Annotated in this window: 22 protein-coding genes and 2 pseudogenes; 12 read left to right on the top strand and 12 right to left on the bottom strand. The window is 67.1% G+C overall.

Annotated features, from left to right (window positions below):
* The first annotated feature begins 2 nt into the window (after positions 1-2).
* The 7 genes from ACESMO_RS06425 to ACESMO_RS06395 all read left to right on the top strand — a co-directional run bounded on the left by ACESMO_RS06425 (position 3) and on the right by ACESMO_RS06395 (position 3963).
* Positions 3-350, top strand: coding sequence for a proton-translocating transhydrogenase family protein (locus tag ACESMO_RS06425; protein WP_372707337.1), 348 nt, complete (start codon positions 3-5; stop codon positions 348-350).
* Positions 347-634, top strand: coding sequence for a hypothetical protein (locus tag ACESMO_RS06420; protein WP_372707336.1), 288 nt, complete (start codon positions 347-349; stop codon positions 632-634). Before ACESMO_RS06425 ends, ACESMO_RS06420 begins: the two co-directional genes overlap by 4 nt.
* Positions 634-936, top strand: a complete 303-nt coding sequence (locus ACESMO_RS06415; RefSeq protein ID WP_372707335.1) for a nucleotidyltransferase family protein — start codon at positions 634-636, stop codon at positions 934-936. The genes ACESMO_RS06420 and ACESMO_RS06415 overlap by 1 nt, the downstream gene beginning before the upstream one ends.
* Positions 936-1280 carry a DUF86 domain-containing protein gene (locus tag ACESMO_RS06410; protein WP_372707334.1) on the top strand — a complete coding sequence of 115 codons (345 nt, stop codon included), beginning with the start codon at positions 936-938 and terminating at the stop codon, positions 1278-1280. The genes ACESMO_RS06415 and ACESMO_RS06410 overlap by 1 nt, the downstream gene beginning before the upstream one ends.
* Positions 1277-2692, top strand: a complete 1416-nt coding sequence (locus tag ACESMO_RS06405; RefSeq protein WP_372707333.1) for an NAD(P)(+) transhydrogenase (Re/Si-specific) subunit beta — start codon at positions 1277-1279, stop codon at positions 2690-2692. The genes ACESMO_RS06410 and ACESMO_RS06405 overlap by 4 nt, the downstream gene beginning before the upstream one ends.
* A gap of 124 nt (positions 2693-2816) precedes the next feature.
* Positions 2817-3542, top strand: a complete 726-nt coding sequence (locus tag ACESMO_RS06400; RefSeq protein ID WP_372707332.1) for an alternative oxidase — start codon at positions 2817-2819, stop codon at positions 3540-3542.
* 13 nt (positions 3543-3555) lie between these two features.
* The gene (locus tag ACESMO_RS06395) at positions 3556-3963 is read left to right on the top strand and encodes a DUF1801 domain-containing protein (protein WP_372707331.1); all 408 of its coding nucleotides are present in this window, start codon (positions 3556-3558) and stop codon (positions 3961-3963) included.
* Here ACESMO_RS06395 and ACESMO_RS06390 read toward each other — a convergent pair whose 3' ends face one another.
* Complete coding sequence (locus ACESMO_RS06390) at positions 3964-4194, bottom strand: hypothetical protein (protein WP_372707330.1); 231 nt, start codon at positions 4192-4194, stop codon at positions 3964-3966.
* Between the two features lie 85 nt (positions 4195-4279).
* On the opposite strand from ACESMO_RS06390, the gene ACESMO_RS06385 reads away from it, so the two are divergent.
* Positions 4280-5269: a helix-turn-helix transcriptional regulator gene (locus ACESMO_RS06385; protein ID WP_372707329.1), complete on the top strand. Its 990-nt coding sequence runs from the start codon at positions 4280-4282 to the stop codon at positions 5267-5269.
* Between the two features lie 151 nt (positions 5270-5420).
* Here ACESMO_RS06385 and ACESMO_RS06380 read toward each other — a convergent pair whose 3' ends face one another.
* Positions 5421-6851, bottom strand: a complete 1431-nt coding sequence (locus tag ACESMO_RS06380) for a short-chain fatty acyl-CoA regulator family protein (RefSeq protein WP_372707328.1) — start codon at positions 6849-6851, stop codon at positions 5421-5423.
* 153 nt (positions 6852-7004) lie between these two features.
* Here ACESMO_RS06380 and aceA point away from each other — a divergent pair, with 153 nt between their 5' ends.
* Entirely contained in the window at positions 7005-8285 is a 1281-nt protein-coding gene (gene aceA / locus ACESMO_RS06375; protein WP_372707327.1) for an isocitrate lyase, read from the top strand.
* 14 nt (positions 8286-8299) lie between these two features.
* On the top strand, positions 8300-8509 hold the full coding sequence (locus tag ACESMO_RS06370; RefSeq protein ID WP_372707326.1) for a hypothetical protein: 210 nt from the start codon (positions 8300-8302) through the stop codon (positions 8507-8509).
* A gap of 3 nt (positions 8510-8512) precedes the next feature.
* Here the strand turns inward: ACESMO_RS06370 and ACESMO_RS06365 are convergent, their stop codons facing one another.
* The 6 genes and pseudogenes from ACESMO_RS06365 to ACESMO_RS06340 form a co-directional block, all read right to left on the bottom strand.
* Positions 8513-10792: an ATP-binding protein gene (locus ACESMO_RS06365; RefSeq protein WP_372707325.1), complete on the bottom strand. Its 2280-nt coding sequence runs from the start codon at positions 10790-10792 to the stop codon at positions 8513-8515.
* A gap of 71 nt (positions 10793-10863) precedes the next feature.
* Positions 10864-11481, bottom strand: coding sequence for a M23 family metallopeptidase (locus ACESMO_RS06360; protein ID WP_372707324.1), 618 nt, complete (start codon positions 11479-11481; stop codon positions 10864-10866).
* A 220-nt stretch (positions 11482-11701) separates the two neighbouring features.
* The gene (locus ACESMO_RS06355) at positions 11702-13513 is read right to left on the bottom strand and encodes an autotransporter domain-containing protein (protein WP_372707323.1); all 1812 of its coding nucleotides are present in this window, start codon (positions 13511-13513) and stop codon (positions 11702-11704) included.
* A gap of 90 nt (positions 13514-13603) precedes the next feature.
* The gene (serA, locus tag ACESMO_RS06350; RefSeq protein ID WP_372707346.1) at positions 13604-14848 is read right to left on the bottom strand and encodes a phosphoglycerate dehydrogenase; all 1245 of its coding nucleotides are present in this window, start codon (positions 14846-14848) and stop codon (positions 13604-13606) included.
* Positions 14849-14968: 120 nt separating this feature from the next.
* Positions 14969-15496: pseudogene (locus tag ACESMO_RS06345) on the bottom strand (HAD family hydrolase); the annotation flags it as partial.
* Positions 15497-15550: 54 nt separating this feature from the next.
* Positions 15551-16957: an SDR family oxidoreductase gene (locus tag ACESMO_RS06340; RefSeq protein ID WP_372707322.1), complete on the bottom strand. Its 1407-nt coding sequence runs from the start codon at positions 16955-16957 to the stop codon at positions 15551-15553.
* A 148-nt stretch (positions 16958-17105) separates the two neighbouring features.
* Between ACESMO_RS06340 and ACESMO_RS06335 the strand changes: the two genes are divergently transcribed.
* Positions 17106-18035 carry an Hsp33 family molecular chaperone gene (locus ACESMO_RS06335; protein WP_372707321.1) on the top strand — a complete coding sequence of 310 codons (930 nt, stop codon included), beginning with the start codon at positions 17106-17108 and terminating at the stop codon, positions 18033-18035.
* A 9-nt stretch (positions 18036-18044) separates the two neighbouring features.
* Here ACESMO_RS06335 and ACESMO_RS06330 read toward each other — a convergent pair whose 3' ends face one another.
* The 4 genes and pseudogenes from ACESMO_RS06330 to ACESMO_RS06315 form a co-directional block, all read right to left on the bottom strand.
* Positions 18045-18458 carry a type II toxin-antitoxin system VapC family toxin gene (locus ACESMO_RS06330; protein WP_372707320.1) on the bottom strand — a complete coding sequence of 138 codons (414 nt, stop codon included), beginning with the start codon at positions 18456-18458 and terminating at the stop codon, positions 18045-18047.
* A complete protein-coding gene (locus tag ACESMO_RS06325; RefSeq protein ID WP_372707319.1) occupies positions 18455-18748 on the bottom strand; it encodes an AbrB/MazE/SpoVT family DNA-binding domain-containing protein in 294 nt (97 codons plus the stop codon). Before ACESMO_RS06325 ends, ACESMO_RS06330 begins: the two co-directional genes overlap by 4 nt.
* Before the next feature lie 54 nt (positions 18749-18802).
* Positions 18803-20626 (bottom strand): gamma-glutamyltransferase family protein, encoded by a 1824-nt coding sequence (locus ACESMO_RS06320; protein WP_372707318.1) that lies wholly within the window; start codon positions 20624-20626, stop codon positions 18803-18805.
* A 29-nt stretch (positions 20627-20655) separates the two neighbouring features.
* A pseudogene (locus ACESMO_RS06315) lies at positions 20656-20991 on the bottom strand (winged helix-turn-helix domain-containing protein); the annotation flags it as partial.
* A 199-nt stretch (positions 20992-21190) separates the two neighbouring features.
* Here ACESMO_RS06315 and ACESMO_RS06310 point away from each other — a divergent pair.
* Positions 21191-21535, top strand: a complete 345-nt coding sequence (locus ACESMO_RS06310; protein ID WP_372707317.1) for a MerC domain-containing protein — start codon at positions 21191-21193, stop codon at positions 21533-21535.
* Positions 21536-21553 lie beyond the last annotated feature (18 nt).

Raw genomic sequence — 21553 nt, 5'->3', positions numbered from 1 at the left:
ACATGGAACACGTCGATCCCACCGTCTTCCGCCTGGCCATCTTCGTGCTGGCGATCTTCGTCGGCTACTATGTGGTCTGGAGCGTCACGCCGGCGTTGCACACGCCGCTGATGGCCGTGACCAATGCCATCTCCTCGGTGATCGTGGTCGGCGGGCTGATCGCGGCGGCGGCCTTAGGTGGGGACGGCGGGTCCGACGGCTGGATCGCCAAGGGGGCGGGGGTGGCGGCGGTGACGCTGGCATCCGTCAACATCTTCGGCGGCTTCATGGTCACCCGCCGCATGCTGGCCATGTACAAGAAGAAGGAACGGCCCCCCGCGCCCGCCAAGGCGGAGGCCGCCAAGCCTTGACCCTCGACGTCAATCAGTTCGCGGTCGGCGTGTCCTGGGTCGCCACGACGATCGGGGTGGGCCTGTGGCTGTGGAGCTGGCTGCGCCAGAAGGATGCGATCCAGAAGCTGCGCTTCATGGATTGCGGCGCCGCGCTGCTGTTCGCCTCGGTCCTGCTGCGAATCGTCATTCAGGAAAGGGCGATGAGCGTCTGGGACTGGGCCATGATCTTCGTCGGACCGCTGTTCATCGCCGCCGCCCTGTGGCGGCTGGGGCGGACGGCCTGTCCGCCGGGAGGGCGGTGATGGACAAGCCGGTCACGACGCTGGACCACGCACTGGAAGCTATTCGAAACGAGCGGCCGGCCGCTCGCGCACTTGGCGTGGAACTGATCGGTGTGGTTGGCTCGGTTGCGCGGGGAGACGCGCGCGCGGACAGCGATGTCGATGTGGTCTATGACGTGATCGGACGGCCGCCCTTGTTCGATCTCGGCGCGATCGTGGTCGAGCTTGAGGCCCGGTTGGGACGACCGGTCGATCTCATTGGCCGACAAGCCATGAAACCGGACCGTTGGGCCTATATGGGCCGGGATCTGGTTGTTGCCTGATGGAAGAGGCGGTCCGGATCAAACTCGAAGATATGCGGGACAACGCCGTCAAGGCGTTGAGCTTCCTGGATTTTCGGACACCGGCGGACCTGGAGGCAGAGCCCCTCCGCGCCTATGCGATCCTGCATGCCGTCCAGATGGTAGGTGAGGCCGCGCGAAAGGTGCCTCAAATCGTTCGTGAGGCGGCCCCGTCGGTGGCCTGGCAGGCGTCTGTCGCGATGCGCAAAATCCTGGTGCACGACTACGGCAAAGTCAGTTTTCAAATTCTCGTCGATACTGTTCGCGATGACTTCCCACCGTTGATCGCAAATCTCGAACGTCTGCTGGGGCAAGACGACACATGAACGCATCCATCGCGGCCCTGGCCTATCTGGTCTCGGGCGTCCTGTTCATCCTCAGCCTGCGCGGGCTGTCGAGCCCGGAGACGAGCCGGCGGGGCAATACCTTCGGCATGATCGGCATGGCGCTTGCGGTCGGGGTGACCTTGGCGACCCTGTGGTCGACCGGCACGCTGGACCCGCTGACCCTCGGCCTGATCGCCGGGGGCGTGATCGTCGGCGGTGGCGCGGGCGCGCTGATCGCGGCCAAGGTGCAGATGACCCAGATGCCGCAACTGGTCGCGGCCTTCCACAGCCTGGTCGGCATGGCGGCCTGTCTGGTGGCCATCGGCGCGGTCTATGCGCCCGAGAGCTTCGGCATCGCCACGGCCGGAGGCGGCATCAAGACGCTGTCGATCGTCGAGCTGGCGCTGGGCGTGGCCATCGGCGCGGTGACCTTCACCGGCTCGGTCATCGCCTTCGCCAAGCTGAACGGAAACATGAGCGGGGCACCGATCATCCTGCCGGCGCGGCACCTGATCAATATCGGCCTGGCGCTGGGGCTGGTCTTCCTGATCGGCATCATGATCGGCACGGGCGGGACGGCGACCTGGGCCTTCTGGGGCGTGTTCGCCCTCGCCCTGATCCTCGGCGCGACGCTGATCATTCCCATCGGCGGGGCCGACATGCCGGTAGTGGTGTCGATGCTCAACTCCTACTCCGGCTGGGCTGCGGCGGCGCTGGGCTTCACGCTCGAGAACATCGCCCTGATCATCACCGGGGCGCTGGTCGGCAGCTCGGGCGCGATCCTGAGCTACATCATGTGCAAGGCCATGAACCGCAGCTTCATCTCGGTGATCCTGGGCGGGTTCGGCGGCGATGCGGCGGCGGGACCCGCCGGCGCGGTCGAGACCCGGCCGGTCAAACAGGGCTCGGCCGAGGACGCCGCCTTCATCATGAAGAACGCCTCCAAGGTCATCATCGTGCCCGGCTACGGCATGGCCGTGGCCCAGGCCCAGCACGCGCTGCGCGAGATGGCCGACAAGCTGAAGGCCGAGGGGGTAGAGGTGAAATACGCCATTCACCCCGTCGCCGGTCGCATGCCCGGCCACATGAACGTGCTGCTGGCCGAGGCCAATGTGCCCTATGACGAGGTCTTCGAACTGGAGGACATCAACTCGGAGTTCTCCTCCGCCGACGTCGCCTTCGTCATCGGCGCCAACGACGTCACCAACCCCGCCGCCAAGACCGATCCGCAATCGCCTATCTACGGCATGCCTATTCTGGACGTCGAGAAGGCGGGGACCGTGTTGTTCATCAAGCGCGGCATGGCGGCGGGCTATGCGGGGGTGGAGAATGAGCTGTTCTTCCGCGACAACACCATGATGCTGTTCGCCGACGCCAAGAAGATGGTTGAGGGGATCGTGAAGGGGCTTTGAGGCCCACACTGCGTCAGCGTGTCCGCCCCTTTGCGACATCGCGTCGGCCCCATCGCGGTCTCTCGCGCGTTATGATCCATGAACGCCGACCCCCTGCGGTCGGAGCGCCGCAAGGACTGTCTCCATGGTCAACAAGATACTCGCTCCCGACGACCTCGCCCTGGCGGAAGAGAAGGACGCCGAGCCCGTCATCCACCACGAGCCGAAGGGCTTTTCCGACCGGTTCGCGCTGGGCTTCACCAAACTGCTGCGGTTCCTGGCCGACACCTTCTTCGCCAAGCGGTACGGTCACAGGGCAATTGTTCTGGAGACCGTGGCGGCGGTGCCGGGCATGGTCGGGGCGACGCTGCAGCATCTGAAATGCCTGCGCCAGATGAAGGACGACGAGGGCTGGATCCGCACCCTGATGGAGGAGGCGGAGAACGAGCGAATGCACCTGATGACCTTCATCCAGATCGCACAGCCGACCTGGTTCGAGCGGCTGGTGATCCAGCTGGCCCAGGCCGTCTTCTACATCGGCTTCTTCCTGCTCTATCTGATCTCGCCGCGAACGGCGCACCGGGTGGTCGGCTATTTCGAGGAGGAGGCCGTCGTCAGCTACACCATGTATCTGAAGGAGATCGACGAGGGCCGGTCGCCCAATGTGCCGGCACCCGCCATCGCCATCCACTACTGGAAACTGCCGGCCGACGCGACGTTGCGCGACGTCGTTCTGGTGGTCAGGGCCGACGAGGCTCATCACCGCGACGTCAACCACGGCTTTGCCAGCACATTGGCCAAGGAGCCGCCGAGTCAGCTAAGCTCGGCCCCCTATCCGCCCCACGCCACGGAGCTGAAAGGCGCAGCCTGACCGGGAGCGGCGAATGGCCGAACCGAAGACAAGACCCACCGATGTGCCGGTCGCGGACTTCATCGCCGCCATCGAGAACCCCGGCCGACGGGCTGACGCGGAGACTGTGAAGGCGCTGTTCGCCGCAGTCACGGGCGAGGCTCCCGTCATGTGGGGGAAGTCCATTGTTGGCTATGGCTCATACCGTGCGGCGTCGGGCGACTGGCCGATTATCGGCTTCTCGCCAAGGAAGGCCCAGCTGGTTCTCTATCTCATGGACCAGCTTGCGGACCGGTCAGGGCGCGTCGCCCGGCTGGGCAAGGTGACGACCAGGGGCGGCTGCCTCTATCTTACGAAGCTGGCCAATGTGGACATGGCCGAACTGCGTGATCTCGCCACGGCATCGGTCGCCTGGATGCGCGAGACGCACCCGGCGGCCTGATCAGGCTGCCATGCGGAAGTCTTCGGACGGGTCGAAGAGGGGGCGCGCTTCGTCCCACAGGGCGTCCTCGTCAGCGTAGCGGGCGCTGGCGCTGGCGTCGATGACGTCGATCACCTGTTCTTCCAGCCGGTCCCAGACGACCGCCAGATCGCCGCAACCCTCGGCCTCGCAAGGCACGATCAGGTAGCGGGAGGCGATGACGGAAGCGTGGGCGGCGAAGGCGCGGGTCATGGGGTGTCTCCGTGTCGGGTGTCTGTGTTGAGTTCCACCTTGAAGCAGCATTGCGTCAGAAACGGTCGCATGCGATATTGGTTCCATGAGACACGACAAGGCGGCGATGGTGATCGAGCTGGCGCGGCGGATGGCCGCCAGCGCCGAGGGCCTGACGCTGGACGAGATGGCTCGCGAGTCGGGCGTGGGTCGGCGCACTGCGGAGCGGATGCGAGACGCCGTGCTGTCGCTGTTTCCCCAGGCCGAGGAAGTCTCGGATCCGCCGTCCAAGCGCTGGCGCATCCGGGGCGGGCTGTCCGCCTTTGAACAGGCCCCGACGACCGAGGAACTGGTCGAGCTGAACAAGGCGGCCCAGGGCTTGCGTTTCAGCGGAGAGCCGGGCCGGGCGTCAGCGCTGGAGGGGCTGGAGCGCAAGTTGAAGTCGGCCATGCGGTCGACGACGCTGAACCGGCTGGCCCCTGACCTCGAGGCGCTGGTGCGGGCCGAGACCATCGCCGTGATGGCCGGGCCGCGCCCCTCGGCGGACGAGGCGGTGCTGGCCGAGATCCGACAGGCGATCCTCGCGGGCCAGCCCCTGGGCTTCATCTACAGCCGACCGGGCGCGGAGGCCCGCCGTCGCTCGGTCGCGCCGTGCGGGGTCATGTTCGGCCGGGCCAACTATCTGGTCGCGGCGGATCGCGAGAGCGACCGCATCCAGACCTTCCGCCTCGACCGGATGAGCGCGGTGAAGGCCGAGCCGGGCATCGCCGCGCCCCCCGCCGATTTCGACCTCCAGGTCTTCGCCAGCCAGTCCTTCGGCATCTATCAGGACGAGATCGAGGATGTGGTGCTGCGGGTGTCGCCGGAGGGCGCGGTCGAGGCCACGGCCTGGCGCTGGCACCCGACGCAGTCGGTGGAAGACGAGGCCGATGGCGGCGTGGTGGTGCGGTTCAGGGCCAGCGGCATGCGCGAACTGGCCTGGCACCTGTTCAGCTGGGGCGATCAGGTGGAGATCGTGGCGCCGGACAGGTTGAAGTCGGTGATGCGAGCCGAGTTGGACGCGGCCCGGCGGGCGCTCGAAGCGACGTCGGCCTAAAGCTGACAGGATCGTGCCCGCCACGAACCAGCCGATGAATGAGGCGGCGGTGATCGCTTAAGCGACCACCAGAACGAACAATCCGTGTGTCTTCAACAAACGCGTTGCGCCGCAACGCGCCGGCCGCGACACGCTTCGCGGCTGCCGCCATTCATCCCCCCGCGAACGGATACGGGCTGACCGACTTGGACCAGTCGTCGACCACCAGCGGGCGGTCGATGGGGGGGGCGGCGCGTTCGGCGCAGGGGTGGCGGTGGCACAGGCGGCAGGCGGGACCGATGGGGGTGACCTCGGGCGCCGTCAGGTCCAGGCCGCGGGCGTAGGTCAGGCGATGGGCGTGCTTCAGCTCGCAGCCCAGACCGATGGCGAGGTCGTGGCCCTCGGTGAAGGCGTCGTGCCCCGCTCTGCCGTGACCTTGGCGGTCCACCGTCCGCGCCAGGGTGAACCAACGCTGACCGTCGGGGGTCTCGATGATCTGGGTGATGACGCGACCCGGCGTGCGGAAGGCGCTGTGCAGCCGCCAGCGCGGGCAGGCCCCGCCGAAGCGCGAGAAGGGAAAGGCACCCGAGGCGAACCGTTTGGAAATGTTGCCCGCCTGATCGACCCGCATGAGGAAGAAGGGCACGCCCCTCGCCGTGGGCCGTGAAAGCGTGGTCAGGCGGTGGGCGGCCTGTTCGTAGCTGACCCCGAACCGGGCCTGGAGGCGGCCGAGGTCGTAACCGGTCTGCTCCGCCGTGTGCTGGAACGGGCCGTAGGGCATCAGGATGGCGGCGGCGAGGGTGTTGGTCAGGGAGACCTTGAGCAGGCGGCGGGTCGGTTCGTCCGGCGCAGCGGCGGCGTCGGCGAGGGCGGTCAGTTCGGCATCATGCTCGGACAGGGCCAGCTGGAAAGCCACGGCGAAGGCGCGCGAGGAGGGGCCCAGGGTCTCTGACAGCAGGAGCCGCTTGCGGTGCGGATCATAGCGGCGGGTCCATTCGACCATGACCTCAGCGGGCAGGGTGCGGACGCTGAGCCCATGACGGAACTGCAGGCGGGCGCGGACGCGGGTCTCGAATGGTTCGCCGGCGGCGTCGGCGGCGAGGGCCTCGGCCAGGATTTCACCCAGACCGTCCAGCTCGGGGAAGTGGTTGCGGCGTGACTGGACATATTCGCGCACCCACTCCGCCGGGCTGTCGTCGCCGCTTCCGGTGTCGGCGCCGTCGCGGGCACGGCGGTCGGCGAAAGCGCGGTAGAGGCGCAGCAGGGCGTCGGCGGCGGCGGGCTGGTCCTCGGCCAGTTGCACGATCTCGTGGCGCGGCACGGTCAGGCCGTGGAAGACCGGATCGGCGAAGGCTTCGGCCAGTTCGGCTTCCGAGGCGGGGCCGGCGGATTGACCCAGGGTGCGCAGATCGACGTCATAGGTGTCGGCCAGCCGCAGCAGCAGCTGGGCCGAGACGGGGCGCTGGTTGCGCTCGATGTGGTTGAGATAGGAGGGCGAGACGCCCAGATCGCCGGCCATGGCGGTCTGGGTCAGGGCCAGATCGCGGCGCAGCCGTTTGAGGCGGCCTCCGAGGAACAGCTTGCGATCAGCGGCGACGTCCATGTGCGGAGAATGTCACAAAATGACTTAACAGCAAGTGTCATATTATGACTGAATGACACGAAATGGGCGCTACGGGCTGTGTCATTCATGACTGACGCGTGTTCTTGTCCTCGAAACCGGCGGTGATGTCCGCCGTCTGGAGCCGAGACCGATATGACCAGCTTCGCCCATCTCGTTCCGTCGCCCGTCGGCCGTTTCGACGGAATCGAGCGGCCCTACACGCCGGACGACGTCCGTCGCCTGCGCGGCTCGGTGCCGATCACCCACACCCTGGCCGAGCGCGGCGCCAACCGGCTGTGGGAGCTGCTGCATGACGAGCCCTATATCAACGCCCTCGGGGCGGTGACCGGCAACCAGGCGATGCAGATGGTCCGGGCCGGGCTCAAGGCCATCTATCTGTCGGGCTGGCAGGTCGCCGCCGACGCCAATACGGCCGGGGCCATGTATCCGGATCAGTCGCTGTACCCGGCCAATGCGGCGCCTGAGCTGTGCCGTCGCATCAACCGCACCCTGCAACGCGCCGACCAGATCGAGCACGCCGAGGGCGGCGCAAAGCGGGACTGGTTCGCGCCCATCGTCGCCGACGCCGAGGCCGGCTTCGGCGGCCCGTTGAACAGCTTCGAGATCATGAAGGCCTTCATCGAGGCGGGGGCCGCGGGCGTCCATTTCGAGGACCAGCTGGCGTCCGAGAAGAAGTGTGGGCATCTGGGCGGCAAGGTGCTGATCCCGACCCAGGCGCATGAGCGCAATCTGATCGCGGCGCGTCTGGCCGCTGACATCATGGGCGCCCCGACCCTGATCCTGGCCCGCACCGACGCCGAAAGCGCCCAGCTGATCACCTCGGACGTCGACGAGCGCGACCGGCCCTTCATCGACCGCGAGAGCCGCACGCCCGAGGGCTTCTTCCGGTTAAAGGCGGGGACTGGACTGGACCACTGCATCGCCCGCGGCCTGGCCTATGCGAAATACGCCGACGTCCTGTGGTGGGAGACGTCGCATCCCGATCTGGAGGATGCGCGTCGCTTCGCCGAGGCCGTGCACAAGCAGCATCCGGGCAAGCTGCTGGCCTACAACTGTTCGCCCTCGTTCAACTGGAAGGCCAAGCTGGACGACGCCACCATCGCCAAGTTCCAGCGCGAGCTGGGGGCCATGGGCTACAAATTCCAGTTCGTGACCCTGGCCGGCTTCCACAGCCTGAACAATGCGATGTTCGAGCTGGCCGACGGCTACCGCGACCGCGGCATGACGGCCTATTCCGAGCTGCAGCAGCGCGAGTTCGCCAATGAGGCCATTGGCTACACCGCCACCCGCCATCAGCGCGAGGTCGGCACCGGCTATTTCGATCAGGTCGCCACCGTCATCTCGAACGGCCAGTCGTCGACGACCGCGCTGAAGGATTCCACCGAGACCGCCCAGTTCGTGGCGGCCGAATAGGCAGGAGAGAGACCATGCAACCCCTGAACAGCCCCACGGCCATCATCGATTTCTGTCTGGCACCCCTGAACCTGGACACCGGAACCGATTCCGAGCGCGAGGTGCGTCGCCGCCTTGAGCATGTGATCAAGACCTTCCGCGCCAAGGCGGCCCAGCCGGTCAGCGTCGATTTCTCGTCCATGCCCTCGCAGGTCATCAACGAGGCGGCGCACGGCTACGAATAGGCGTCAGGCGGCGATGCGCCGGCCGGCTTCGGGCAGGTTGACCACGAGGTCGATGAGTTCGGCGGCTTCGAAGGGCTTGGCCATGTGACGATCCGCGCCGGCCGCCTCGGCGGCAGCGATATGTTCGGACAGGGCGTTGGCCGTCAGCATGACGATGGGCGTCCGCTCCAGACCCATCACCGCCTCGTGCAGGCGGATCTCCCGGGTGGCGGCCAGACCGTCCATCACGGGCATCTGCATGTCCATCAGGATGATGTCGAAGACCGAGTCCCTGGCGGCGGCCAGCGCCTGGGCGCCGTCCTCGACGGAGGTCAGGATCACGTCGATCTGGCCCAGGATCATCTCCACCACCTTGCGGTTCACGGGGTGATCGTCGGCCATCAGCACCCGGACGGCCGGCCGGTCGGCCACATCGACGCAGACCGGTAGCGGCTGGGCGATCGCCGGTGCCACGGTCGGGCGGAAGGGCAGCGTCAGGATGAAGGCCGAGCCGCCGCCCGTCTCGCTTTCGCAGTCCAGATCGCCGCCCATGATGTCGGCCAGCTGGCGCGAAATGGCTAGGCCGAGGCCAGAGCCGCCAAAGCGACGAGTGATGGCCCCGTCAGCCTGTTCAAATCGGGAGAACAGGCGTCCCCGGGCGTCGGAATCGAAGCCGATGCCCGTGTCCTCGACGGAGAACCGCAGGGTTTTCAGGCCGTCCCGGTCAGGCCCCGCGGCGACGGTCAGGCTGACGAAGCCCGCGCCGGTGAATTTGACGGCGTTGGACACAAGGTTGGTCAGGATCTGCTTCAGGCGAACCATGTCGCCGACGATCCAGCAGTCAGCCTCGGGCGCGATCTCCACGAAGAACTGGAGCCCCTTGGCCTGGGCCGTGGCTTCATACAGTTGGGCGGCTTCTCGTACCGCGCGCCCCAGATCGAAGACGTCCTCGGCCAGTTCCATCCGGCCGGACTCGACGCGCGCGAGGTCCAGTATGTCGCTCAGAAGTACCTGCAGCGTCTGCCCGGACGACTGTATCAACTCCAGCATCTCGGCTTGCCGGTAGGACAGCTCGGTCTTTGCCAACGCCTGGGCCAGGCCGATGACACCGTTCAGGGGGGTGCGGATCTCATGACTCATATTGGCCAGGAACTGGCTCTTGGCTGTGTTGGCCGATTCTGCGGCGTCGCGCGCCTCTGCCAGAGCTCCGGCGGCGTTCTTCAGATCGGTGATGTCGGTACAGACGGTGACGATGCCGCCCGCCGCGGTGCGCCGTTCCGAGACCCGCAGCCAGCGACCGCCCGCGATCCTTTGCTCGACGGTGTTCGACAGGGCGCGCCTGCAGTCCAGCCGCTCCGATACCCATTCGTCCTCTCGCCCGCGCGCCTCGGCGTACAGACCCTCGCTCAGGCCGATCTGGATGATCTCGCGGAAGGTCATGCCGACCTGAAGGTTGGACGACAGCTCAGGATTCAGCTCGTCGTAACGTTGGTTCCAAAGCACCAGCCGGTCCTCGGCGTCATAGAATGCCAAACCTTCCGGCATGGCGTCGATCGCCTCGCGCAACCGCTTGAGGGCGCCTGAATGCGAGGCCCAAATCATCCAGCCGATCACGCCGGCGACGCCGGCGATCGCCAGAGCCATGGCCACGATCACGCCCGTCATGACCGCGCCGGAGACCGTCAGGGCCGTGTCGACCTGAGGTCGCGAGGCGATCACCATGGCGCTCATGGCCGTGAAATGCAGGAAGCCCACCGCGAGGGTGCCACCCAGTGCGGTCGCCAGTCTGCGCCGCAGTCCGGGTCCATAGACGATTCCGCCGCTGATCAAGGCCAGGACGAGGCCTCCGCCGATCGCAAGCGCGGCCATGTCGGGATGCCAGCTGATGGCACCGCCCAGCCGCAGGCCGGAGATGCCGAAAAAATGCATGCCCGCGACCCCTGCCAGCGCAACCGCGCTTGAGAGGGTGCGATACAGGCGGGTCGGGCGCGCCATCACGGTTCCGGCGGCCAGGCCGAAACTGCCGAGAGCGAGGGCGAATGAGCCGACGGTCGGCCAAACGGCGTAGCTGATCTGCTGGTCGGGCTGATAGCCGTGCAGGGCGACGAAATGGGTGGTGAACACCGCCAGGCCCGAGATGAAGGCCGCAAGAACAATGCCGTCTCGTCGCCTGGAACCCGTCTGAAGCCGGGCGGCGGCAAGCAAATTCAGGGCTGTCGCCAACCCGAGGAGACAGATCATCCCCGCGGCTACCAGCCAGCGGGCGTCATGCTCGGTCGTGATGGAATACAGGATCTGGTCCAAAAAGGCCCCCTATGCGCGCGACCATGGCGCAAAGAGGTGAAGAAACCGTGGGGCTGAACCCGAATTCAGGTTCAGGTGGTGGCGGCGCCGACCTCAAAAGTGTGGCCGGCCACGTTCACCGGATTGACCTGCCGCTCGCCGCGCCGAACCTCGAAATGCAGATGGGGCCCGGTGGACCGACCGGTGGAACCGACCAGACCGATGCGAAGGCCGGCATCTACGGTCTCGCCCGAGGCCACGTCGATGCGGCTGAGATGGGCGTACAGGGTCGTCATGCCGTTCGGGTGGCGAATCTCGACGAAGCGGCCGTAACCCGCCGCATCGTAACCGGTGCGCAGAACGCGGCCTTCGGCGGATGAAAAGACGCTGGTGCCCTGCGGAGCGGCGATGTCCACGCCTTCGTGACGACGCGCGGCGGCCTCGGCCCGAAGACGCCGCATGCCGAAGGGCGAGTTTATGCCATGGCCCTTCACAGGCATTTCAAAGGCGATCAGGCGGGTGACTGGACCGGCCGGCTCGGCGACCGCGGTCATCGGCGGCGCTTCGGGCACGGCTAACGCGCCGTCGTTCGGCGCGGGTCCCGACGTCAGCGGGGCGGCGGCCATGGCGAGCACGGCGACCGCGCCCCAGGCGGCACCCTGGCCAGAATGAAACAGAAACGACCGGGCGGTCGGCAACAGGCGTCGCATGGGCGGCGTCAGCTCCGTCTTGGCTCGGATGAGCGGGGATTTGAGACGCCGGGGAGCCGCGAATGCGCGAAGGTCGTTGACGTCTGGTGAGGTCGCCTTGTCGGGGGTGGCCGGGGCGACTTTGGGGCGCCAGGGGGTGGCAGTTCGTCGCAGGCGGGAACCAAGCGAAAGGGCGCGCGCCCGAAGCCGCGCGCCCTCGCTCAGGCTGGGTTCAGTGCGCCTAGAGCGGCAGTTTGAAGGTGATCGCGCCCACGTGGCTGTCAGCCGCGTCACCGAAGCGACCGCGATAACCGAACGACAATCGGCCCGGCCCGACCTGGGCCTCGACCCCGGCCGAGGCGATCAGGGAACCGCCGAACGGATCCTCGAAGTCGCGTTGCAGGATCTGGGCGGGATTGGCGGCGATGCCGACCCGAACTGCGTCGTTGCCGTCGCTGAAGGAGTCGCGATAACCGCCTTCGACCCAGAAGCCGACGCCGTCGCCGCCGCCTTCAGCGCGAAGCGAGACCTCGCCGCTGGCCCCCTTGAGCGTGCGATCCTGATAGGCGTACTGGGCGGCGACGCCCTGTTCGACATAGCCGTTGACGTCCGTGGAGACGAAGTTGACCGCAGCGCGGGGCGACAGGGCGATGCCGCCCATGTCGAACCACAGGCCGCCCTGGAGCCGGGCACCCAGGCTGCCGCCGTCGGTCTCGCCCGTATGGACGATGGGGGCCAGAGCCGTGACGCGGGTAATGTCGTCATACTGGTCGATCGACCCGCCCGCCGTGGCGTTCATGAACAGGTTTCCGGACCGCCAGCCGGCGTAGAAGTCCAAGGCATAGGTCTGGACGTCGAAGGCCATGGCACCCGCCTCGACTTCGGCCGTCCGGAACGTGCCGGCGAGGCCGAAGCGCATGCTGTCTGACATGACATGATCAAGGCCGACACGGCCACCCCAGCCGGTTGCGTCCGCCGCCGCAACCACGCCACGAGCGTCGGTTTCGACACTGTCGGCGATGACGCCGAAGGTCATGCGCGTGCCCTCCTGCCAGGCAGCGCGTCCCGAGAGATGCTCGCTGGACAGGTCCAGCAGGTCTTCGCGCTGGCGGAAGCCGGTCTCGCCCTGCACGGTCGATTGAGCTCCAATGTCGCCGTAGTAGAGGTAGTCGTTGGCCAGCCTGGCGATCAACTGGTGGCCCGCGGCGGTCGGATGCACGCCGTCCCAGAACAGGAAGGTGCTGGGCGTGGCGCAGACTATTCCGCCGATGAAGCAGGCGTCCGTTACATTGGTCAGACCGAAGGCCGTCGGATTGGCGGCGAGGGTGGTGCCGATCTTGAAGATATCGAACAGGATGATGTTGGTCCCGGGCCGGGCTGCAGCCGTGGTCATCAGTCCGCTGAGCAGGGCGTTGTTGAACGATGTGCCGGCAAACTCGGCCAGTGGAGCGGCAGCCGTACCGCGAAACGCCGGGGCGTTTCCAAGGCTGGGAATGTTGCCGACCAGAATGGTGCCGGCACCGGCGCCGGCGACGCTGTTGACAATGAAGTTTAGGTCCGTCGCCGCCGAGAGGACGACTGGAGTAATGGCACCGACCGGGTTGCTCGAGGCACCGGCGGCGGGCAGGCCCTGGAAGATGTTGTTGGCGCCGCCGAGGATGCTGACCAGATCGGTTGAGCGGAAGGTGCCGCCGGCGCTCGTATAGGCCAGCAGTTGGTTGCGCATCCCGGGCGGGAAGGCCGATGAGTCCGTCCGCGAACCGCCGTAGGCGTAGTTGATGCTGCCTGTGACGGGGGCACCGGCGGCCGAGCGGCCGGCGTTGAAGCCCAGCAATTCAGTGAACACCGGACCGTTCGAGAACCGGCCCTGGAAATTAGGCGGCGACGTCGGCTGTGTGTTGCCGGTCGCGGCAAACAGGTTGCCGTTGTCGCTCAGACTGTCGCCGAACACGACCAGGCGATTGTAGGTCTGGGCCTGAGCGGCGCTGGTGGCGGCCGCCAAGGCGGCCACGACCAGTGCGGCCGAGCAGGCGTTGCGCAGGAAACGAGACATCGATGAACCTCCCTCGGCCGTCATGATGCGACCGTTATGTGGCACTCTGCGCCGCTTTTGCGTGGGCGCAAGATGCCGCCGGGGAAGCTTTCAGTGCAGCATTCGAAATCGCAGCGTTCCGGCAACACTCTTCAGCGCGCGGAGCGAATCCGGATCGTAGTCGCGATCGACGTCGGTGATGACGTAGCCGGAGCGTTCGTCCGTCTTCAGATGTTGTCCCAAGATATTCAGACCCGCGCTCGCGACGGCGCGGTTCAGTTCGGCCAGCACGCCGGGCTGGTTGCGGTGGATGTGCAGGATGCGGTGCGCGCCCGAGACCTCGGCCAGCTGCACGTTCGGCAGGTTGACGCAAAAGGTGGTGTCGCCCCGGTTCAGATATGCCAGCAGGCGCTCGGCCGCGAATTCGCCGATGGCCTCCTGAGCCTCTTCGGTCGAGCCCCCGATATGGGGCGTCAGGATGACGTTCTTCAGGCCACGCAGGGGGCTGTCGAACGGCTCGGCGTTGGTCGCGGGCTCGTCCGGAAAGACGTCCAGCGCCGCCCCGCCGATGCGGCCTGACCCCAAGGCCTGGGCCAGCGCCCCGATATCCGCGACATGCCCGCGCGACAGGTTCAACAGCAGGGCACCCGGCTTCATGCGTGAGAGCTCGGCCGCCCCGATCAGGCCCGCATTCTCCGCCCGCCCGTCCACATGCAGGCTGACCACGTCGCTTTCGGCCAGCAGGGCCGCCAACGACGGCATCCGGCGCGCATTGCCCAGCGCCAGCCGCTCGGTCAGGTCGTGGAAGATCACACGCATACCAAGCCCTTCGGCCAGCACCGACAGCTGCGAGCCGATGGCCCCGTAGCCGACGATGCCCAGCGTCTTGCCGCGCAATTCGCGCGCGCCGGTGGCGGACTTGTTCCACTCGCCGCAGTGCATGGCCGCGGACTTGTCGGTGAAATCGCGCAGCAGGGCTATGGTCAGGCCGACGGCCAGCTCGACGACCGAGCGCGTGTTGGAATAGGGGGCGTTGAAGACGGCGACGCCCTGGTCGGCGGCCGCGTCCAGGTCGATCTGGTTGACGCCGATGCAGAAGGCGGCGACGGCCATCAGCTTGTCGGCCGCCGCAAGCACCCGGGCGCTGACCCGGGTCTTGGACCGAACGCCCAGTACATGGACCCCGGCGATGCGCGCGATCAGGGCGTCTTCGTCGAGTGCGCCCTTGAGGCTTTCCACGGCGTATCCGGCGGCTTCCAGCCGGTCGACGGCGGCGGGATGGATGTTCTCGAGCAGCAGCATCCTCATCCGGCTGCGGGGATAGGACCAACGTCCGGCGACGCCTTCGAGGTGCAGCAGTTCGTCCAGCGAACGGACCTCGGCGTCAGCGGCTGCGACCACCCGCTCGCGCCGTGTGATCTCGGTGAAGGCATAGAAGCGGTCCGCCACGCCGGCCTGTTTCACCTCCGCGTCGGTCCAGCCGTCGCCGACCATGACCACGGGGCCGGGCAGGGCCAGCGCCTTCAGCGCCTCGACCTTGCCGCCCTGACGGCTCAGCGGGTTCGACGGATCGACGCCGGTGACGCGGCCCTCGTCGTCATAGGTCAGGTCGTTGCAGAGCAAGCGTTCCGGCTTGACGCCCAGTTGGGCGGCTACGGGGGCGATGACCTCGCGAAAGCCGCCCGAGACTATGGCGATCCGGTCGGCATGCTGGCGAAAGAACGCGCGGTTGCGGGCAACCGACGCGGTAAGCCGGCCGACAGCAGTGGCGGCCAGCGCCTCCAGATCAGCGCGCTTGAGCGGCAGCAAGGCCAGTCGGCGGCGCAGGGCTTCATCGAAGGCGACATCGCCGGCCATGGCCTGACCCGTCAGCCGCGCGATCTCGGCCCGGCGTTCCGCCGCGTCGGGCGCATCGGCCAGGACGCGCTCGGCCAAGGCCTCGAGAGTCTCGAAATCCACCAAGGTCGAATCGAAGTCGAAGACGTAGGTCGGCGTGTCACTCATGCCGCGACCTTGGCCGACCTTCGCAGACGCAGCAATGGTCCAGGAGCGCCAGACCTAGAACTTGCCGAGGTTGCGCAGGCGGCTGTCGGGGCGTCGGGCGTCCAGCGCCGCCGCGCCCACGACCGCTGCGACGGTGGCGATGGCCAGAAGGGCGCCGCCTTCCCGGGCGTGGTCCTTGGCATAGACTCCGGCGTCATGGGCATAACGTCGGGCGGTCTTGCCGTGCCTCTTCAATGCCTTGCGCGAGGAATGTCGGGCGTCTTGCACCAGACGCTCGCCGCGATGGCGGGCGTCATCGCTGAAGTCCGAGGCGCGGTCGCCAGCGTCGGACAGGCCGTGGCGCACAGTTTCGGCCAGATCGCCGAACCGGTCGCGCAGGGCACCCGTATCGATCCAGCCGCGTGGGTCGATGCGTCCGCGAAGGCGCTCGTAACGCGTCGGGCCGGAGCGCTGGTTCAGCAACAGGGCGGCGAGGCCGACCCCGGCCAGGATGGCGACGACGCCGCCGGTGATGCCTGGATGTTTGCGGACTTCGGCGAGGGCGGAGAACTGGCGAACCATGGGGTAATAGACCTCTTCGTCGAGGCCGTCCTCGGTCGGGTCATAAAGCCCGTCCTCATACGGCTGATAGGCGGAACGCCTGTCCCGCATGAGGCTAGGAGCGAACCGGGCCAGAAGTGGTTCCGCCAGACCCGGCATGGCCGCGTAGAAACTGGCGATCAGTCGGCCACCGCCACCGACGGTGATTTCCCGGATCGGATGGGTCGCGCAATACAGGATGGTGTCCGCCACCACATGGGTCGCATAGACCGGCTGCGGATTCTGGACGGCGTAACCCGTCAGGTTTCGGGCGTGCTTGCTGTAGGGCGTGTCGACGGCCGAGGGCTTGACCAGCGAAACGGTGATCGACGCCTTCTCGCGCATCAATTCCATGCGAAGCGCGTTGGTGAAGCCCTTCACCGCGTGTTTTGACGCCGAATAGACGCCCTGAACGGGAATGGGCGCGTCGGACAGGGTCGAGCCGATGTTGATGATGGCCCCGCCGCCGTACCGCTTCCGCAGATGCTCCGCCGCGACCAGAGAGCCGTTGACGACGCCCCAGTAGTTGGTCTCGAACAGCCGCCGCTGGTCCTCCAGCGTCGTCTGGCTAATCGTGCCGTAGATAGAGACGCCGGCATTGTTGATCCAGGTGTCGAAGCCCCCGAACAGGCGTTGGCATTTGTCGGCCGCCTCGCTCAGGGCGGCATGGTCGGCGACGTCGGCGACGGCCCAGGCCGCGCGCGCGCCGGTGGCCTGCAACTCCTCGCAAAGCGCCTTCAGGTCGTTCTCGCCGCGCGCGATCAGGAAGACGCAGGCCCCCGCCCTGGCCGCCCGGCGCGCCACGGACAAGCCGATCCCGGAGGTCGCCCCGGTGATGACGATGGCCTGTTTACTGAGGGGCTTGAAGCTGGGTTTGGTCATGAAATCGCCGGTTCCGCGCGGTCAGTTCGGGCCATCTGGAACGGGATCGAAACCCCGCCGGTTCCTGCTTTAGCATGCAGGCCTTACCATTCGCGATACGGGAGCCTATCTAGCGGCGCTTTCGCACATCCGCCATTCGAGGACCGCCGTGACCGATCACGCGCACGACCCCGCCGCGCCGTCCGCCCCCGCCGACGATCTGGCCGCCGCCTTCCAGATCGAGGGCTGGCCCGTGCGCGGGCGGCTGGTGCGTCTGGGGGAGACGATCGACGCCATCCTGTCGGCCCACGCCTATCCCGAGCCGGTCGCCGCCCTGCTGGGCGAGGCCTGCGCACTGGCGGCGCTGGTCGGCTCCAGCCTGAAGTTCGAAGGCCGGCTGATCGTACAGGCGCAGGGCGACGGTCCGGTGCGCTATGTCGTCGCCGATTACGATACCCGGGGCCACATGCGCGGCTATTGCCGATTCGATGAAGAGGCGGTGGCGGCGGCGTCGCAGGGCTTTGCCCGCCCGGGCGCGCGCTCGCTGCTGGGGCAGGGGGTGTTCGTCATGACGGTGGACCGCGGGCCGGATTTCGAGCGGACGCAGGGAATCACGCCGATCGAGGGCGAGAGCCTGTCTTTGGCGGCTGAGCACTATTTCCAGCAGTCCGAGCAGATCCCGACCAGGGTGCGGCTGGCCGTCGGCTCGGTGGTGACCGACGCGGGCGTGGGCTGGCGGGCCGGTGGGGCACTGATCCAGCTGATCGCCGGGGACGACGCGCGCGGCTCGACCGAGGAGGCGTGGGACCGGTCACGGGCGCTGTTCCAGACGCTGGCCGACGACGACCTGCTGGACCCGACGATCACACCCGAGACGCTGCTGTTCCGCCTGTTCCACGAGGACGGGGTGCGGCTTGAGGATGCGCGGGCGCTGGTCGCCCAGTGCCGCTGTTCGCGCGACCGGATCGCCGGGGTTCTGACCTCGTTCAACCCGGAAGATCGGGCCGAGATGGTCGAGGCCGACGGCAAGATCCGCGTGACCTGCGAATATTGCGCGACCGTCTATGAGCTGGAACCGGAGGAGATCACGGCAGACTGAGGCACGGGCTCAGTCGCTGTCCGGGCAGATCAGGTCCACGCTCGGGAAATAGGAGCGATAGCGCCGGGCGTCGCGGGTCAGCAGGGTATAGCGCCGCACGGTCGCATGTGCGCCGATGAAGAAGTCGGGGAGGGGGGAGTGGCGCTCGCCGCCCTCGCTCCGGTACCGCTTGAATGCCTTGCCCGCCAGAAACGCCGCGCTCCATGGAAGGTCCTCGCGCGTCAGCCCGGTTTCGTCCACAAGGGCGTCGACCTCAGCGATCTCAAGAAATCCGACCGAGACCTCGGCATAAATCATCGGATTGATGATGAGCAGTCGGTCCTCGGCGCCCTTTTTCAGCGCTGCTTCAGACCATTCGCGCCAAGGGCTGGTAGCGATGGCGATGTCCAGGATGACATTGCTGTCGACCAGGATCGGCCTCATTCCCTGTCGAACCGCATTGGCGCTTCGTGCACGCCGGTGACAGCTACGCCTTCGAGATCGTTGTAGGGACCACGGGTCATCTCCATGATCTCGTCCGTAGTCATAGACTTGTTTGTGGCGGTTCCGCGCAGGCGAGCGACCACGCTTTGTCCTCGTGTCAGACCGTCGGCCGGTTTGAGCACGACCTTGCCGCCCTCCATGACCCATTCCACTTCGGTGTGCGGCAACAGGCCGGCGCGCTCCCGGATGGCGATGGGGATGGTGACCTGGCCCTTGGAGGTGATGCGCATGAAAAAGTCTTACCACACAAAGTAAGACTTCTGAAGCGGCACCTGGGGGGCACCTCAGTAGGCCAGTGCGATCCCGTCCTTGCGCATCTCGGTGGCCGCGCCATAGGTCCAGGGGCCGCGACCGTTCACCTGGCGCACCACGTTCTGATAGCCGCCGAAGCCGCCGTTGGGACCGCCGAGGACCCAGCCCATGGCCTCGAGCTGGGCCTTCGACGCCGCCGGAACGCCCGTTTCCAGGCGCAGAACGCCGACGCCCTCGGCCAGGCGGCCGGTGGGTTCGGACGAGCCCTCGTGCTGCCAGCGCGGGCTGTCGCCGGCTTCCTGCGGGTCCAGGCCGTAGTCGACCATGTTGATGATGATCTGGGCCTGACCCTGCGGCTGCATGCCGCCACCCATCACGCCCATCGCCATCCAGGGTTCGCCGTTCCGGCAGGCGAAGCCCGGGATGATCGTCTGGAAGGGCCGTTTGCCCGGCGCATAGATATTGGGATGACCGTCGGTCAGGGCGAACAGCTCGCCCCGGTCCTGGAACATGAAGCCGAGGGTCGAGCCGTCGGGGCCGTCGGGTACGAGGCCCGAGCCCATGCCGCGATAGTTGGACTGGATCCAGCTGACCATCATGCCGTCCTTGTCGGCGACGCTGAAATAGGTGGTGTCGCCTTGCGTCGGAGCGTCGCCGGGGAAGACGCGGTCCATGACGCGGTCGGGGCGGATCAGGGCGGCGCGTTCGGCGGCATAGGCCTTGGAGTTCAGCCATTCGACCGGGGTCTTGCTGAATCGGTCATCGGCGAACCATCTGGCCCGGTCCTCGAAGGCCAGCCGCTTGGCTTCGGCCTGGTGGTGGATCGAGGCGGCGGACTGGAAGCCCATACCCTTGAGGTCGAACCGCTCGCAGATATTGAGGATCTGGTTGGTCGACAGGCCCTGGGTGTTGGGGCCCAGCCCATAGACGTCGACGCCGCGATAGTCGGTACGGATCGGCTCGACCCATTCTGTCGAATGGGCGGCCAGATCGGCGCGGGTCATCCAGCCGCCGATGCGGCGGAAATAGCGATCGATGTGATCGGCGATTGGCCCGTCATAGAAGGCGTCGCGTCCGCCCTCGGCGATCAGGCGATAGGTGCGGCCGAGGTCAGGATTGGCGAAGACCTCGCCGACGGCGGGGGTGCGACCATCGGGGGCATAGACCCTCTTTCGGTTGTCGTTTTCCTCGATGATCGCGGCAGACCGGTCGAAGCCGGCCATGTTCCGCTGCAGATACCAGGCGATCAGCTGGGGCATGGGCACGCCCTCCTCGCACAGCTCGGCGACGGGCAGCAGCACGTCCTTCCACGGCAGCTTGCCATAGCGCTGATGCGCGCTCCACCAGGCGTCGACCGTGCCGGGGACGTTGACGGTGACGGCCCCGACTCTGGGCAGATATCCGTCGGCCGCCTTCCTCGACCGAGCGGTCTCCAGAGACAACGCGAGGGGACTGTTTCCTGAGCCGTTTAAGCCCACGACCTTCCGCTGGGCCGGGTCCCACAGCATGCAGTAGGCGTCGCCGCCGATGCCGTTGCCGGTCGGCTCGAGAAAGCCGAGGGCCGCATTGATGGCGATGGCCGCGTCGATGGCCGATCCCCCGCGCCTCAGGGTGTCGATGCCGATCAGCGTCGCGCGCGGATGGGCCGTGGCGGCGGCCCCGTTCGCACCCCACACGGTCGAGCGACTGACGAACTGGACGCCGCTGTTGCGATTGCCGGGACCGACGCCGGCGTAGGGGTCTGTGGGTTGGGTCTGGTGGGGAGGGGCGGCGGGTGCGGCCCCGGCTTTCGCGGCACCCGCACCGGCCAGGAGGGCACCGGCGGGCAGGGTCGAGAGAAAGGTTCGGCGGCGCATGGGCGGGCTCCATCGGGTGAGCACAGACCCTAACGCGTCAGCGCGCCATGTGAAGTCAGGACCTCAGCCCCGAGATCCAGCGAATACCCCGCCGATCGCACCGTGCGGATCGGGTTGACCGTGCCCTCGACGTTCAAAGCCTTGCGCAGGCGGCCGACGTGGACGTCCACGGTGCGCGCCTCGACGTAGACGTCCGAGCCCCAGACGGCGTCCAGCAGTTGTTCGCGGCTGAACACCCGGCTCGGATGCTGCATGAAGTGGTCGAGCAGGCGGAATTCGGTGGGGCCGAGGTGAATCTCCGAGCCCGCGCGGCGGACGCGGTGCGCGACACGGTCGATGACGATGTCGCCGTGGTTGATGCGGTCGCCGCCGCCCGCGCGGTTCGACCCACGATCAGGCCGTGAGTGCTCAGCCGCGCGGCATCCGCCAAGGCCTCCGTCGGTCGATCTGTTGACAATCGCATCATCACCGCAACCCGCTCTTGCGTCGGATGTTATAAAGTAACATATGGCGAGAACAGGACGAGGTTTGGAGATGACAACAGTGCGGTCCGGATCTTTCGACATGGCGGCCATGGGTCTGGCCGGACTCTGCGTGGTCCATTGCCTGGCTCTCCCATTGTTGGCCGCCAGTCTGCCTCTGCTCGGTGCCTGGGCTGAAGCTGAATGGGTGCATTGGGCCTTCGTCGCGATGGCTGCGCCGGTGTCGATGATCGCCCTGTCGCGGCCATCGCGTTACGGGTTGGGCGTGGGTCCGTTGATCTTGGCCATACTGGGTATCGCGGCCTTGTTCGCAGGTGTTCTGGGCTGGCCCACGGAGGCGGATGAGACTTGGGTCACCGTGTCCGGCAGCTTTTTGCTCGCGACGGCGCATCTGCTGAACTGGCAGAGAAAGCGCCATCGTCACTGACACGTATCAGCCCGAAGC

It is taken from the genome of Brevundimonas sp. (genome assembly GCF_041688735.1).
In the GTDB taxonomy this organism is placed as follows: Bacteria; Pseudomonadota; Alphaproteobacteria; order Caulobacterales; family Caulobacteraceae; genus Brevundimonas.
The sequence above is the reverse complement of the archived record's forward strand: the minus strand, read 5'-3'. Positions and strand labels throughout refer to the sequence as shown.